Origin of the sequence: Streptomyces iranensis (genome assembly GCF_017874715.1) — a bacterium.
Lineage (GTDB): Bacteria > Actinomycetota > Actinomycetes > Streptomycetales > Streptomycetaceae > Streptomyces > Streptomyces iranensis.
Genome location: NZ_JAGGLR010000008.1, coordinates 292,654 through 306,432 on the forward strand (window position 1 = coordinate 292,654; position 13,779 = coordinate 306,432).

The 13,779-nt window shown below is 71.0% G+C and carries 12 protein-coding genes; 7 read left to right on the forward strand and 5 right to left on the reverse strand.

What is annotated here, in order from left to right; genetic code table 11:
• Nucleotides 1-328: 328 nt before the first annotated feature.
• A complete protein-coding gene (locus tag J2Z30_RS16790; protein ID WP_044571178.1) occupies nucleotides 329-979 on the forward strand; it encodes a TetR/AcrR family transcriptional regulator in 651 nt (216 codons plus the stop codon).
• Nucleotides 980-1,161: 182 nt separating this feature from the next.
• On the forward strand, nucleotides 1,162-2,670 hold the full coding sequence (locus J2Z30_RS16795; protein ID WP_044571175.1) for an MFS transporter: 1,509 nt from the start codon (nucleotides 1,162-1,164) through the stop codon (nucleotides 2,668-2,670).
• A gap of 215 nt (nucleotides 2,671-2,885) precedes the next feature.
• On the opposite strand, the gene J2Z30_RS16800 is transcribed toward J2Z30_RS16795, so the two are convergent.
• The gene (locus J2Z30_RS16800) at nucleotides 2,886-3,386 is read right to left on the reverse strand and encodes a MarR family winged helix-turn-helix transcriptional regulator (protein ID WP_044581532.1); all 501 of its coding nucleotides are present in this window, start codon (nucleotides 3,384-3,386) and stop codon (nucleotides 2,886-2,888) included.
• Between the two features lie 127 nt (nucleotides 3,387-3,513).
• On the opposite strand from J2Z30_RS16800, the gene J2Z30_RS16805 reads away from it, so the two are divergent.
• Nucleotides 3,514-4,296, forward strand: coding sequence for a dioxygenase family protein (locus J2Z30_RS16805; RefSeq protein WP_044571170.1), 783 nt, complete (start codon nucleotides 3,514-3,516; stop codon nucleotides 4,294-4,296).
• A gap of 141 nt (nucleotides 4,297-4,437) precedes the next feature.
• Here J2Z30_RS16805 and J2Z30_RS16810 read toward each other — a convergent pair whose 3' ends face one another.
• On the reverse strand, nucleotides 4,438-5,553 hold the full coding sequence (locus tag J2Z30_RS16810; RefSeq protein WP_044571167.1) for a questin oxidase family protein: 1,116 nt from the start codon (nucleotides 5,551-5,553) through the stop codon (nucleotides 4,438-4,440).
• 123 nt (nucleotides 5,554-5,676) lie between these two features.
• Nucleotides 5,677-6,105: a hypothetical protein gene (locus tag J2Z30_RS16815; RefSeq protein WP_052701408.1), complete on the reverse strand. Its 429-nt coding sequence runs from the start codon at nucleotides 6,103-6,105 to the stop codon at nucleotides 5,677-5,679.
• A gap of 373 nt (nucleotides 6,106-6,478) precedes the next feature.
• On the opposite strand from J2Z30_RS16815, the gene J2Z30_RS16820 reads away from it, so the two are divergent.
• Nucleotides 6,479-7,483, forward strand: a complete 1,005-nt coding sequence (locus J2Z30_RS16820) for a sigma-70 family RNA polymerase sigma factor (RefSeq protein ID WP_044571164.1) — start codon at nucleotides 6,479-6,481, stop codon at nucleotides 7,481-7,483.
• Nucleotides 7,484-7,652: 169 nt separating this feature from the next.
• On the opposite strand, the gene J2Z30_RS16825 is transcribed toward J2Z30_RS16820, so the two are convergent.
• The gene (locus J2Z30_RS16825; protein WP_044571159.1) at nucleotides 7,653-8,390 is read right to left on the reverse strand and encodes an SDR family NAD(P)-dependent oxidoreductase; all 738 of its coding nucleotides are present in this window, start codon (nucleotides 8,388-8,390) and stop codon (nucleotides 7,653-7,655) included.
• Nucleotides 8,391-8,821: 431 nt separating this feature from the next.
• Between J2Z30_RS16825 and J2Z30_RS16830 the strand changes: the two genes are divergently transcribed.
• From J2Z30_RS16830 to J2Z30_RS16840, 3 genes are all read left to right on the forward strand, one after another.
• Nucleotides 8,822-9,583, forward strand: coding sequence for a DeoR/GlpR family DNA-binding transcription regulator (locus J2Z30_RS16830; RefSeq protein WP_044571157.1), 762 nt, complete (start codon nucleotides 8,822-8,824; stop codon nucleotides 9,581-9,583).
• Nucleotides 9,580-10,524 (forward strand): 1-phosphofructokinase, encoded by a 945-nt coding sequence (pfkB, locus tag J2Z30_RS16835; protein ID WP_044571155.1) that lies wholly within the window; start codon nucleotides 9,580-9,582, stop codon nucleotides 10,522-10,524. Before J2Z30_RS16830 ends, pfkB begins: the two co-directional genes overlap by 4 nt.
• An 85-nt stretch (nucleotides 10,525-10,609) precedes the next feature.
• A complete protein-coding gene (locus J2Z30_RS16840) occupies nucleotides 10,610-12,724 on the forward strand; it encodes a PTS fructose transporter subunit IIABC (protein WP_044571148.1) in 2,115 nt (704 codons plus the stop codon).
• 7 nt (nucleotides 12,725-12,731) lie between these two features.
• On the opposite strand, the gene J2Z30_RS16845 is transcribed toward J2Z30_RS16840, so the two are convergent.
• Entirely contained in the window at nucleotides 12,732-13,742 is a 1,011-nt protein-coding gene (locus J2Z30_RS16845) for an FAD-dependent oxidoreductase (RefSeq protein WP_209468710.1), read from the reverse strand.
• Between the last annotated feature and the right edge of the window lie 37 nt (nucleotides 13,743-13,779).

The following is a 13,779-nucleotide window of genomic DNA, read 5'->3' on the forward strand; positions in this document are numbered from 1 at the left end:
GCGGACCGGGACGCCCGTGGGGTGGAGCCGAACGGTGGAATGGCCTGCTCCGTCCGGGCGGCGGGGGCGCCGGGCGGGTGTGAGGCAGGTCACCTGCGGACGCAGAAATTCCGGGGACTCTTTCCCCGTTTAACCGAGTGAACGCAGAAACGGGGACTCACTCCCCGGAAAAGTTGAAGCTCGAACGTCAAGGCCGGGGCGCGGCGCCGCCGTCAAGCCGCCGGAGCACCGGCCGCCGGGGCACCGGCCACCGGAGCACCGGAGCACCGGAGCACCGGCCACCGGAGAACCGTACGCGTGGAAGCCGTACGCAGAAGGGAGTGCTGTCATGGCCGCCGACACGATGACCGCGAAGTCCGCACAGCCCCGGCTGCGCGCGGACGCCCTGCGTAACCGGGAGCGCATTGTCGCGGCCGCCCGAGAGGTGATCGTCGAGTGCGGGGCGCATATCCCCCTCGATGAAATCGCTCGACGGGCGGGGGTCGGCAATGCCACGATCTACCGGCACTTCACGGACCGCCGTGAGCTGATCCACCATGTGGCGCTCTCGGTGATGTCCCGTGTCGCCGACCAGGCCGAATCCGCCCTGGCCGAGGAGACCGACACCTTCTCGGCGCTGCGGCGCTTCGTTCACGCCGCGGCGGACGAGCACATCGGCGCGCTGTGCCTGCTGCTCTCCGACGGCCTCGACAAGGAGCACCCTGATCTCATCGCCACCCGCGACCGTCTGGCGGACGGTGTCGAAGCCCTGATGGGGGCCGCGAAAGCCGACGGCAAACTGCGCACCGACATCGGCGTCGGTGACCTGATGGTCGCGCTCAATCAGCTCACCCGGCCGCTGCCCGGCAGCGACTGTGTGGACTTCGAGCCCTTTGTGCACCGGCATCTGCAGCTGTTCCTGGACGGGCTGCACACCCCGGCGCGCTCGGAACTACCCGGAAAGTCCGTGACCTTGGAGGATCTGCAGCACCGGCCGTGACAGTGACCTAAATCGCACCCGGCCGATCCCGGAGCACCGCTTATTCCGCGCACGTTCACACGTCTTCCTTACGTGCGTCGTCGCCTCTCGCTACCTCTTACCCAACGGCCTGTGCCGGTCTGACCTCGACCGGCCCCTTACGTCCCATTTCTCACTCTCCGCACCGCTAGGTAGGACCACCCATGCCCGAAACGGCTCAATTCGTCGATCCCCGGCGCTGGAAAGCGCTGATATTCATCGCCCTCGCCCAGCTGATGGTCGTGCTCGACGCGACCATCGTGAACATCGCGCTGCCCAGCGCCCAGGCCGATCTCGGCATCTCCGACGGCAACCGGCAGTGGGTCATCACCGCCTACGCCCTCGCCTTCGGCGGACTGCTGCTGTTCGGCGGCCGGATCGCCGACCTGTGGGGACGCAAGCAGACCTTCATCGTCGGTCTGATCGGCTTCGCCGCCGCCTCGGCCGTCGGCGGTGCCGCGCTGAACACCGGCATGCTGCTGGGCGCCCGTGCCCTGCAGGGTGTGTTCGGCGCGCTGCTCGCCCCCTCCGCGCTCTCGCTGCTCGCGGTGATGTTCACCGACCCCAAGGAGCGCGCCAAGGCGTTCGGTGTCTTCGGTGCCATCGCCGGTGGTGGTGGCGCCGTCGGTCTGATCCTCGGTGGTGTGCTCACCGAGTACATGGACTGGCGCTGGACCTTCTTCGTGAACATCCCGTTCGCCATCGTCGCCGCGATCGGCGCGGTCGCCGTGATCCGCGAGCCGGTGGAGAGCCACAACTCGTCCCGGCTGGACATCCCCGGCGTGATCCTGGCCACCACCGGTCTGGTCTCGCTGGTCTACGGCTTCACCCGCGCCGAGTCCGACGGCTGGTCCGCGGGCCCGACCATCGGCCTGTTCGTCGCCGCGGCCGTGCTGCTGCTGGCCTTCGTGATCGTCGAGTCGCGGGTGAAGGCGCCGCTGCTGCCGCTGCGCGTGGTCGCCGACCGCAACCGCGGCGGTGTCTACGCCTCGCTGGCTCTCGCCATCATCGGCATGTTCGGCCTGTTCCTCTTCCTCACCTACTACATGCAGGTCGTGAAGGGGTACAGCCCGGTCAAGACCGGCTTCGCCTTCCTGCCGATGGTCGCGGGCATGATCACCGGCTCGACGCAGATCGGCGCCCGGCTGATGACCCGCGTCCCGGCGCGGCTGCTGATGGGGCCGGGCTTCCTGGTCGCCTCGGTCGGCATGCTGCTGCTGACCCAGATCGATCTGGACACCTCGTACCCGGCGCTGATCCTGCCCGGGTTCCTGCTGCTCGGCCTCGGCATGGGTACCGCCTTCATGCCGGCGATGAGCCTGGCCACGCATGGTGTCGAGCCGCGTGACGCGGGTGTCGCCTCGGCGATGGTCAACACCTCGCAGCAGGTCGGCGGCGCCATCGGCACCGCGCTGCTGAACACGATCGCGGCGAGCGCCACCACCGAGTACGCGAAGTCGCATGCGGCGGGGGCCCCTTCCCGCACGGCACTGCAGCTGCAGTCGATGGTGCACGGCTACTCCGCCGCCATCTGGTGGGCGGTCGGCATCCTGGTGCTGGCCGCGGTCATCGCCATCACGTTCATCAACGCCGGACAGCCGGAGGGCGGCGGCGCGGTCGCCGGCTCCGGTGACGGTGCGGCGGAGGACGCTGTTCCGGTGATGGCGCACTGATGCGCTGAGACCTGCCCGTTGGGCTGTCGTTCCTGGGCGGACCTGTGTCAGGCGAAGGCCCCGCTCCTCCTCAAGATTCGAGGAGGAGCGGGGCCTTCGCGCGTCGTTTGAGGGGTTCGGGGCTTCAGGGGTTCAGGACTTTAGGACTTCAGGGTTCCAAGGCTTCAGGGTTCCAGGCCTCAGGGCTTCAGGGTTCCGGGGCTTCAGGGCTTGGGTCAGCGCAGCCAGGGGAGGTCGGCGCCCGCCGGCTGGAGGCCGTCCGCGATGATCTGGCATACGGCGCCGAACTGCTCGACCTGCTCGGGGGTGAGCCGGTCGAAGATGGCAGTCCGTACGGCGGTGACATGGCCGGGGGCGGTGTCCTGCAGCACCTTGAGCCCCTTGTCGGTCAGGACCGCGTTCTGTCCGCGCTTGTCGTCGGGGCAGTCCTCGCGCCGAACCCAGCCGTCCTTCTCCATGCGCGCGACGGCATGGGACAGCCGGGAGCGGGTGATCTTTGCGGCCTCGGCCAGTTCGGTCATCCGCATCCGGTGGCGCGGTGCCCAGGAGAGCTTCACCAGCAGGCCGTAGTAGACGTGGGGCATGCCCGCGTCGCGCTGCAACTGGCGGTCGAGATGGTCCTCCAGGAGCATGTTCGCCTGGACATACGCCTGCCAGCTGCGCTGTTCGTCTTCGGTCAGCCAACGCGGCTCGTCGGCGTCTGGGGGGGTTTTCATGGCGTCGTCCACGCGTCCATTCTAGGGAATTCTCTTTGAATCTTAAATAACTGTGCGCTACAGTGATAACTGTATGCTTGAGACTTCAAGCATCTTGGCGAGCTCTGTCGACTGACGAGGAGTCCTCATGTCCGCGCTCGACGGGCGCATGCCCGCGCTCTACCTCAGCCATGGTGCTCCGCCGCTCGCCGACGATCCGGTCTGGCCGGGACAGCTCGCCGTCTGGGCCGCCGGTCTGCCCCGGCCCACCGCCATTCTCATGATCTCCGCTCACTGGGAAGAGGCGCCCCTGGCGATCGGCGCCACCCAACAGGTGCCTCTGGTCTATGACTTCTGGGGCTTCCCTCAGCACTATTACCAGGTGCGGTACGCCGCGCCGGGCGCCCCCGAGCTCGCCGAGCGGATCCGCAAGACGCTGCGCACGGCGGGTACTCCGGTGCAGGACATCCCCGACCGGGGGCTGGACCACGGGGCGTATGTGCCCCTGGTCGAGATGTATCCGGAGGCCGACATCCCGGTTCTCCAGGTCTCGATGCCGACCCTCGACCCGCGGAAGCTGATGGAGATAGGCCGGAAGCTGGCGCCGCTGCGGGACGAGGGCGTCCTGATCGTCGGCAGCGGCTTCTTCACTCACAACCTGGCCGCGCTACGGCAGATAGGCCCGATGCCGCCCAGTTGGTCGGCCGAGTTCGACGACTGGGGGCAGCGGGCGCTGGACGCCCAGGACATCGACGCGCTGCTGGACTTCGAGCACACGGCCCCGGCGGCGGGGCTCGCCCATCCGCGTACCGAACACTTCGCGCCGCTGTTCGTCACGCTGGGCGCGGCGGAGGCGGAGCTGCGCGGCCAGCGGAGTGTGATCGACGGGTTCTGGATGGGGCTGGCGAAGCGGTCGTTGCAGTTCGGGTGAGGGGTGAGGGGTGAGGGGTGAGGGGTGAGTGAGGGTGAGGGGCGAGGGGGAGCGGGGCGGGGGCGGCTCAGTGGGCTGTGGCTCAGTGGGGTGTGGCTCAGTGGGTGTGGCTGAGCGGGTACGGCCCGGCTGGGGCTCTTGTCAGAGCACCGGGTCGATCATCGCGCAGGCGTGCAGTGCGGCGGCCAGGGCTGTCGGGTCCGTACCTCGGGCGACGTCGAGGGCGGTGTCGGTCAGCTTGATGGCGTGCTCATCACCGTGCGCGGCGGCGTGGGCGAAGACCTCCTCGGGGGTGACGCCGTCCGCGTCCACGGAAGGCAGCCGGTCGGCCGGGAGCGGCTCTCGTGGCGCGTACACCGCCGTGACCGCGGCGCTCGCCGCCCATGCCGCGTCCAGGCTCGGCGCCCACAGCTCGCGCGGCAGCGCGGGCAGGGCGCGCAGGACGGCGTTGGGCGCGGTCGCGGCGTGGACCAGCATGATCGGTTCGCCGTGGCCGTGGGTGGCGTAGCGGTGTGTCGCGGCCCGTACGAGCTCGGTCAGCCGTCGGCGCGCCTCCTCGGGCTGGTCGGCGAGGCTGCCGAGGCCGGGGCCGGTGTCGGGGCCGGTGTCGGTCGTTTGGCTGGGCTGCGGGGCGGTGGGCGGCCAGGTGGGGAAGGCGGTGAGCCGGGCCAGCCGTTCCCGTATGCCACCGCTCTGGTCGGCGATCGGCTCCACGGCGGCCAGCGCGTCGGCCGCCGATCCGGAGGCGGGGCCCGGCTGCTGTCGGAGCGGCGGCAGCGGGGCGTGGCGGGCGGCCCAGTAGCCGAGGGCGTGGGCCAGCTCGGCGGTGCGGGGAGCGGCCGTCGTGCCCGGGTCGTCCAGCAGGGTCCGTACGGCGTGGCCGACGCGGATCACCGGATGCGTCGCGCCGCCGGCGATGCCCGGCAGCAGCCGCGGCCACCACACGGCGAGCACGTCCTGCCAGGGGTGGTCGGCGAGTTCCCGGTCGAAGTAGGCGGGCCAGTCGGCGAGCCGGCGTGGATCGCCGAGCGCCTCGTGCCAGTTCCCCTCGGTGATCGCGGCGTACGAGCGCGGCATCTCCTCCAGCTTTTCGCGATAGCGGTCCAGCCAGCGGTGCACGGTGCGCCCCTGTCCGTGGCGCACCAGTGCCTCCACGGCCATCGGCGCGTGATTGCTGAGCCATCCGTGACGCTCGGGGCCGGAGGCATGCAGTCGCTCGAGGGCTTCGTCGAGAGTTCCACTCGTGTCGTCTGTCATGACCTCACGCTAGGGAGGGCGGGACGGCCCCGGAACGGACCGGGGACGGAAGCGTGCGGGGACCAACGACCTAAGCCGGGGGCTGAGGGCTGAGGGCTGGGATTGGGGGCTGGGGGCTGGGGGCTACTCCCGAGGGTGCTCCGCCCGTACGTGGAAGACGTAGAACGACATGCCCAGCATTACGAGCCCCGCTGCCAGCCCGATCCCCGAGGACCGGTACACCGACCCTCCGCTCACGGAGTGCAGAAAGCCGAGCGCACAGCCGAGGACCGTCCCGTAGAGCACGGCTCGGATCTCCGGCATCAGGCCTGGCGTCATCCTGCCGAGGGCGTAGCAGAGCGCCCCGACCACCGCCGCCGACACCACGCCGAAGATGGCGGCCGTGGGGATGGTGGAGCCCTGGTTGTGGGTCACGAACATCACCCAGCCGCCGTAGAGCACCGCCAGAACGGCTGGGACACCCCAGGAGGCGGAGGGATGCAGCTGGAGAGGGAGCCGCCGTGGATGGCGGTGGTGGCGCACGGGGGCGGTGGGGGCTGTGGGGGCATTCATGGCGGAACCTCCTCGTCGCCGCGTCCCCGCCCCGGTCTGTCACTTTCCAGCGCACACCCATGCGGAGGACCGGGCAACCGGGCGCGATGGGCCGTACGGGCAACCGGCGGCCCGCGAGATTCGTCTTGACAGATGAGAGAAGGGCGGGGGAGCCGTGGCGGGCGACCGCACAGGGGGTCTGACCTGCGCTTCCCGGTGTCTCGGCAGTGCGCTGGCCCGCGTGTGGCTGGACAGGATACTGCATGATCGTAAAAACGTGGGGGCCTGATGGGAATTCTGTCCTGATTCCAGTCGTTGTTTCCTTCGGACGGGGCACCCGACACCGGAGAGTCCGTCCATAGTCCGCGCCCGATCCATCTGTAAGGGAGCACGCATGGCAACCCGTGCCGTCGCCCGTAATCAGTCCGCCGCCGGTGGTGGCGCTGATGGGGCCAACAGTGTTCGCGCCTCAGGCGGGGAGATCGCCGATCGCGACCTGGTCGGCATGTATCTCGACGAGATCGCTCGCACCCCGTTGCTGGACGCGGCGAAGGAGGTCGAGCTTTCTCAGTCCATCGAAGCGGGGGTGTACGCCCAGCAGATCCTGGACGGGGAGGTTGAGGATACCCCTGCCGCAGGTGCGAGCCGCGAGGAGCTGGAGGCGATAGCCGCCGAAGGCGCCCGCGCCAAGGACGTCTTCATCCGCTCCAATCTGCGCCTCGTCGTGGCTGTGGCGCGCCGCTATCCGCGCAGTGGGCTGCCCTTGCTCGACCTGATCCAGGAGGGCAACGCGGGCCTGGTGCGCGCGGTGGAGAAGTTCGACTACACGAAGGGTTTCAAGTTCTCGACCTATGCCACGTGGTGGATCCGTCAGGCCATCACGCGCTCGATCGCGGATCAGTCCCGTACGATCCGGCTGCCCGTCCACCTGGTCGAGGAGCTCGGCCGGATCCGCCGGGTGCAGCGGGAGTTCAACCGTGAGCACGGCCGCGAGCCGGAGCACGCCGAGATCGCCGAGGAGCTCGGCTCCACGATGGAGCGGGTCTCGGATGTGCTCGACTGGGCCCGTGACCCGGTCAGTCTGAACATGTCGGTCGACGACGAAGGGGAGACCCAGTTCGGCGATCTGCTGGAGGACACATCGGCCGTCTCGCCCGAGCAGTCGGTGATGACGCTGCTGCGCAGCGAGGAGCTGGAGGACCTGATCGGCCGCCTCGACGACCGCACCGCCTCCATCATCAAGGCGCGGTACGGCATCGACGACGGCCGGGAGCGCACCCTGACCGAGGTCGGCAAGCAGCATGGCCTCACGCGTGAGCGGATCCGCCAGATCGAGAAGCACGCATTGCTTGAGCTGAAGAAGATGGCCCGCCAGACCGGTTTCGACGCAGCGGCTTGAGTTCTCGGGCCAGCAGACCCCAGCCACCAGATCCCCTCCAACCCCTAGACCGAGCCCCGGCGCCTCCCCCCCCTGGCGTCGGGGCTCGCTTGTGTCTGTCTGTCGGGGTCTTCTGGGTCTGGGGATGGAGGAGCGATTGGTGAGACGGCGAAGCCGCCGTCCACGGTGGTCAGACGGCGAAGCCGCCGTCCACGGCGATCGATGCCCCGGTGATGTAGCGGCCGCTGTCGCCCGCGAGATGGGCCACGGTCGCCGCGATCTCCGTGGTGCGGCCGTAGCGCCCGAGCGCGGTGAAGCCGCTCTGGAAGGCGGCGTTCTCGCCGTCGGCCGGGTTCATATCGGTGTCCACGGGGCCGGGGTGTATCAGGTTGGCGGTGATTCCGCGCGGGCCGAGCTCACGAGCCAGGGCCTTGGTGAGACCGGTGAGCGCGGTCTTGCTGGTCGCGTAGAGGCTGCCGCCGGGGAAGGCGACGCGCTCGGCCATGCAGCTGCCGATGTTGATGATCCGCCCGCCGTCGGCCATATGCGCGGTGGCCGCCTGCGCCAGGAGGAACGGCGCCCGGACGTTCACGGCGAACACCCGGTCCACATCGTCCAGCGACAGCTCGGCGATGGGGCCGAGGACGCCGACGCCCGCGTTGTTGACCAGGATGTCCAGGCGGCCGAACTCGGCGGCGGCCCCCTCCACGGCGGCCCGCACCGCCTGCGCGTCGACGCCGTCGGCCTGCACGGCCCAGGCGCGGCGGCCGAGCGCCTTGATCCGGTCGACGACATCAGCCGCGCGTTCGGCCTGGCTGTGGTAGGTCAGGGCGACATCGGCACCCTCCTCGGCGAGCCGGATCGCCACGGCCTCGCCGATGCCCCGGCTGCCGCCGGTGACCAGGGCCGCCTTGCCGTCGAGTGTCATGCCTTCTCCTCTATTCCTTGTGTTCCTGGTATGCGGTAAAGATTCCGCTTTGCGGTGGTCCCAGAGGACATGACTCGATCCTGGCCGGGCGGGCCGCGGAAGTCCGGCGGGATTCGGACGGTGCGCTAGGGCGATGAGCGGCGTTCGGCGTTCGAGGGCCGGGGCCGGGGCCGGGGACCGGGGACGGGGGCCGCGGGGGCCGCGGTCAGAGGCAGCGGCCCGGGGCCCCGGGGCGGGACCAGTCAGGGCGTGAGGAGGCTGGGAGCCGCTGAGCCAGGGCGTGAGGCGGGCCGGGGCCGCTGAGCGACCGCGAGCCACGAAATATGCCCGGTCGAGTTTGTTTCGTGCCCGAGTCTGTTTACTTTCCTGCATCGCCCACGTAATCTGACCGCGAAATCACAGGTTCGGGCATGGAAGGGACGTAAACCCACATGTACGCACCGGAGCGTCAGCAGGAGATTCTCCGGCTCGCCCGCGAGAGCGGGCGGGTGGATGTCCTGTCCCTCGCCGAGGAGTTCCAGGTCACCGCCGAGACCGTACGGCGTGATCTGCGCGCCCTCGACCGGGCCGGGCTCGTCCGCCGTGTGCACGGGGGCGCCATCCCGGCGGGACGGCTGGACTTCGAGCCCGATCTCGCCGAGCGCGAGTCCACCGCCGCCGATGAGAAGGACCGGATCGCGCGGGCCGCCGTCGCCGAGCTGCCGTCCGACGGCAGCGTGATCATCGACGCCGGTTCGACGGCGGCCCGGTTCGCCGCCGCCCTCCCGCTGGAGGCCAAGCTCACCGTCGTCACCCACGCCCTGCCGGTCGCCGCCCGCCTCGCCGATCACCCCGGTATCGCGCTGCACCTCGTCGGCGGGCGGGTCCGCCATCGCACCCGGGCCGCCGTGGACGCATGGGCGCTGCGCGGCTACGGGGAGATCAAGGCCGATGTGGTCTTCCTCGCCACCAACGGCTTTTCGCTGGACGGCGGGCTCACCACACCCGACCTCGCGGAGGGCGCCGTCAAGAGCGCCATGATCGCGGCGGCCCGGCGGGTGGTGCTGCTCGCGGACTCCGCCAAGTTCGGCCGGGAGCACTTCGCCCGGTTCGGCGGCCTGGACGATGTCGATCTGCTCATCACGGACACCGGGCTCAGCCCCCAGGACGCCCTGGCCATCGAGCGCCAGGGCACGGAAGTGGCACGCGCATGATTCTCACCGTCACCCCCAACCCCAGCCTGGACCGTACGTACGAGATCCCCGTGCTGGAGCGCGGCGCCGTGCTGCGGGCCACGGCCGACCGGGTCGACCCCGGCGGGAAGGGCGTCAATGTCTCGCGCGCCGTGGCCGCCGCGGGGCAGCGCACGGTGGCCGTGCTGCCGCTCGGCGGACCGGAGGGCGCGTTGCTCGCCCGGCTGCTGGAGGAGCTGGGCATCGAGGCGGCGGGCGTGCCCGTGGCGGGCTCGACCCGGGTCAACATCTCCGTGGCCGAACCGGACGGCACCCTCACCAAGCTCAACGCGAGCGGGCCCGAACTGACCGACGCCGAGGCCGAGGCGGTGCTGGAGGCCGTCCGGACGAGGGTCGAGAGCGCCGACTGGATCGCCTGCTGCGGCAGCCTGCCCCGAGGGCTCGCGCCCGAGTGGTACGCCGAGCTGGTGGCGCGGGCCCACCGGGCGGGCGCCCGGATCGCCCTGGACACCTCCGGCCCCTCGCTGACCGCCGCCCTGCGCGAGCGCCCGGATGTGGTGAAGCCCAACGCCGAGGAACTGGCCCAGGCCGTGGGCCGTCCGCTGGCCACCGTGGGCGAGGCGGTCAAGGCGGCCGAGGAACTGCGCGGGCTGGGTGCCCGCGCCGTACTCGCCAGCCTGGGCGCCGACGGCCAGCTGCTGGTCGACGAGACCGGCGCGTACTTCGGCACCGCCCAGGTCACCGCCGTGCGCAGCAACGTCGGCGCGGGCGACGCCTCGCTCGCCGGATTCCTCGCGGCGGGCGGCTCCGGGCCCGCCGCACTCGCCTCGGCCGTGGCCCATGGAGCGGCCGCGGTGCAGCTGCCGGGCAGCGCCATGCCGACCCCGGCCGACCTCGACCCGTCCGCCGTGGTCACCACGGCCGACATCCCGCTGGACCGTGTGCTCAAGGAGCCCGCGTGACCGGCCGACCCCACTCCCACCCCTCAATCCCCACTCCGTCCGCCCGCCTCCCCCAGGGCGGCACCGCACACAAGGGAGCCGCGAGATGAGTGAGCTGATCACCGCGGATCTGGTCGACCTTGACCTGTCCGCCGACACCAAGGAAGCCGCCGCCCGGTCGCTCGCCGAACGCATGGTCGAGGCCGGCCGGGTCACCGACCTCGACGGCTTTCTCGCCGATGTGGCGGCGCGCGAGGAGCAGATGCCGACCGGCCTGGACGGCGGCATCGGCATACCCCACTGCCGCAGCGCCCATGTCACCGAGCCGACCCTGGCCTTCGGGCGCAGCGCGGCCCGGATCGACTTCGGCGCGGCGGACGGACCGGCCGATCTGATCTTCCTGATCGCCGCCCCGGCGGGCGCGGACAGCGACCATCTGACGATCCTGTCGAGCCTTGCGCGGCAGCTGATGAACGCCGACTTCACCGCTGCCCTGCGCTCGGCCGACCAGCCCGAACAGGTGGCCGCCCTGATCCGCGGCGAGGAGCCCGCCGCAGCTGAGCTCGCCGCTGAGGAGCCTGCTGCGGTTGAGCCCGCCGCGGCTGAGCCCGCCGCTGAGGAGCCTGCTCCGGCCGAGCCTGCCGCCTCCGACTCGGCTGCGGCCTCCGACGCCTCCCAGCCCGCGTCGGAGCCGGTGGCCCCCTTCCGGATGGTGGCCGTCACGTCCTGCCCCACCGGTATCGCCCATACCTATATGGCCGCCGAGTCGCTGGAGAACGCCGCTCGTGAAGCCGGCGTCGAGCTGGTGGTCGAGACCCAGGGCTCGGCCGGATTCGACAAGCTCCCCGCCGCCACCATCGCCGCCGCCGACGCGGTGGTCTTCGCGCACGATGTGGAGGTGCGGGAGAAGGCCCGCTTCGCGGGCAAGCCGACGGTGGACGTCGGGGTGAAGGCGGCCATCAACCGCCCCGCCGAGCTCATCGCCGAGGCGCGTGGGAAGGCCGCACGGGGCGAGATCGCCGCACCGGCCGACGGCGCGGCGGAGGGCTCGGCGCCGATGGACGCGGACGGCGCCGCCGGTGACGGCTTCGGCACCCGGCTGCGCAAGTGGCTGATGACGGGCGTCAGTTACATGGTTCCGTTCGTCGCGGCGGGTGGTCTGCTGATCGCGCTCGCCTTCGCGATCGGCGGCTACGAGATCGCGAGCGCCAAGTCCGTGGCGGACCACTTCGTCTGGACCGAGACCAGCAGCTGGGCGGCGCTGCTCTTCCAGATCGGCAGTGCGGCGTTCACCTTCCTGGTGCCGGTCCTTGCCGGCTATATCGCCTACGGCATGGCCGACCGGCCCGGTCTGGTCCCCGGCTTCGTGGGCGGCTACATCGCGACCACCATCAAGGCCGGATTCCTCGGCGGTCTGGTGGCGGGCCTGATCGCGGGCGCGGTCGTCATGGCCATCCAGCGGTTCAAGGTCCCGGCGTCGCTGCGCGGCATCATGCCGGTGGTGGTGATCCCGCTGATCTCCTCCGCGATCGTCGGTGTCCTGATGTTCGTGGTGATTGGCAAGCCCATCGCCTCCGCACAGGAGGCGATGACCGACTGGCTCAACGGACTCTCCGGCGCCAATGCCATCGGCCTCGGCGTCCTCCTCGGCCTGATGATGTGCTTCGACCTGGGCGGCCCGGTCAACAAGGTGGCCTATGCCTTCGCGACCGGCGGTATCGCGGTGTCGGACCCGTCTACCGGAAGCCTCAAGATCATGGCCGCGGTGATGGCCGCCGGTATGGTCCCGCCGCTGGCGATGGCCCTCGCCACCACCGTGCGCGGACGGCTGTTCACCAAGACCGAGCGGGAGAACGGCAAGGCCGCCTGGGTGCTGGGTGCCTCCTTCATCAGTGAGGGCGCCATTCCGTTCGCCGCGGCGGATCCGCTGCGGGTGATCCCCTCCTCGATGGTGGGCGGTGCCGTCACCGGCGCGCTGTCGATGGCGTTCGACTGCACGCTGCGCGCCCCGCACGGCGGTATCTTCGTGGTCCCGCTGATCGGCCAGCCGTTCCTCTACCTGCTGGCCATCGTGGCGGGCACGGCGGTCTCGACTGGTCTGGTGGTCTTCCTCAAGGGGCTGCGGAAGACGGCGGAGCCGGGGGCCACCGGCCAGGCGGGCGGCGGTGCTGCCACGGGCGGCACCACCGAGGACGAGTCGAAGGTGGCGGTGGCGGTCTGACCGCATCTCAGCCACCCCCTGTCGGGCCCGGCGGCCCGCCCACCTCTGTGGGCGGGCCGCCGGTCTCCGTGGGCAGACCGCGTGAGGCGTAGTAGGCGCCGAGTGCGGCCTCGCCACCCGACCCCATGGCGGTCGCGATCCGCTGGAAGCGGGCCGACCGCAGATCACCGGCGGTGAAGACCCGGGGATGCTGGCTCCCGGGAGGGCAGTACCCGGACCGGTCGGTGGCCACGGCCCCGGCCGGGGGCGCCGGGGCGCTGCCCAGGTTGAGGACGGCGAGATCGGCCGTGAGCGTCCGCCGCTCGCCTCCCACCGTCTCGGCCTCGGCGATGACCGGTGCCGACGCGGACCCGGGTCCCAACTCCAGCCGCCGCACGGCCACCAGCTCCACCCGGGGGTCCCGCCGGATCTCCTCGGTCTTGTAGGTGTCCTCGGGCGGATACACCACCACAAAGCGGGCCTTGAGCTCCGGATGGGCCCGCGCCACGGTACCCAGGGGCCGGTCCGCCCCCAGGACCAGCACCGTCCGGTCGTCGATCGCCGCCGGATCCGCCTCCCACAGCTGAGGCAGCGCCCGGCCGTCCACGCGCCCGAGCCATCCCGCTCCCTCGGGGCCCAGCGGCCCGACCCCCGTGGCGACGACCACATACGGAGCGGTCAGCCGCGAGCCAGGAGCCCGATCGGGCCCCGCGGCCTCCACGGTTTCCACAGGCTCCACGGACTCCACCGGCTCGATCGTGACCTCGACGCGATCGTCGAAGGCATCGATCAGCGTGGCGCGGCGGCCCAGCTCCACCCGGCACAGATCACACTGCGCCAGGTCGGCCTCGATCGCCGCCGCCAGATCCGGGCCGTTGGTGGCGGTGAGGACATTGCGCACCACTGGGATGCGCCGCAGCGCCCCGCACAGGGCGCCGCCCGACTCGATCAGCACGGAGCGCAGCCCCACGCTCGCCGCCATCACGGCGGCGGCGCAGCCCGCCGGGCCACCGCCGACGATCAGCAGATCCGTATCCATCCGAAGCCCCCCTTCTCTTCATCGCCCCGGCCCGCTT

Excerpts from the sequence above, each read along its gene's own strand:
- J2Z30_RS16790 (WP_044571178.1), top strand. The coding sequence starts at position 329 with ATGGCCGCCGACACGATGACCGCGAAGTCCGCACAGCCCCGGCTGCGC.
- J2Z30_RS16795 (WP_044571175.1), top strand. The coding sequence starts at position 1,162 with ATGCCCGAAACGGCTCAATTCGTCGATCCCCGGCGCTGGAAAGCGCTG.
- J2Z30_RS16800 (WP_044581532.1), bottom strand. The coding sequence starts at position 3,386 with ATGAAAACCCCCCCAGACGCCGACGAGCCGCGTTGGCTGACCGAAGAC.
- J2Z30_RS16805 (WP_044571170.1), top strand. The coding sequence starts at position 3,514 with ATGTCCGCGCTCGACGGGCGCATGCCCGCGCTCTACCTCAGCCATGGT.
- J2Z30_RS16810 (WP_044571167.1), bottom strand. The coding sequence starts at position 5,553 with ATGACAGACGACACGAGTGGAACTCTCGACGAAGCCCTCGAGCGACTG.
- J2Z30_RS16815 (WP_052701408.1), bottom strand. The coding sequence starts at position 6,105 with ATGAATGCCCCCACAGCCCCCACCGCCCCCGTGCGCCACCACCGCCAT.
- J2Z30_RS16820 (WP_044571164.1), top strand. The coding sequence starts at position 6,479 with ATGGCAACCCGTGCCGTCGCCCGTAATCAGTCCGCCGCCGGTGGTGGC.
- J2Z30_RS16825 (WP_044571159.1), bottom strand. The coding sequence starts at position 8,390 with ATGACACTCGACGGCAAGGCGGCCCTGGTCACCGGCGGCAGCCGGGGC.
- J2Z30_RS16830 (WP_044571157.1), top strand. The coding sequence starts at position 8,822 with ATGTACGCACCGGAGCGTCAGCAGGAGATTCTCCGGCTCGCCCGCGAG.
- pfkB (WP_044571155.1), top strand. The coding sequence starts at position 9,580 with ATGATTCTCACCGTCACCCCCAACCCCAGCCTGGACCGTACGTACGAG.
- J2Z30_RS16840 (WP_044571148.1), top strand. The coding sequence starts at position 10,610 with ATGAGTGAGCTGATCACCGCGGATCTGGTCGACCTTGACCTGTCCGCC.
- J2Z30_RS16845 (WP_209468710.1), bottom strand. The coding sequence starts at position 13,742 with ATGGATACGGATCTGCTGATCGTCGGCGGTGGCCCGGCGGGCTGCGCC.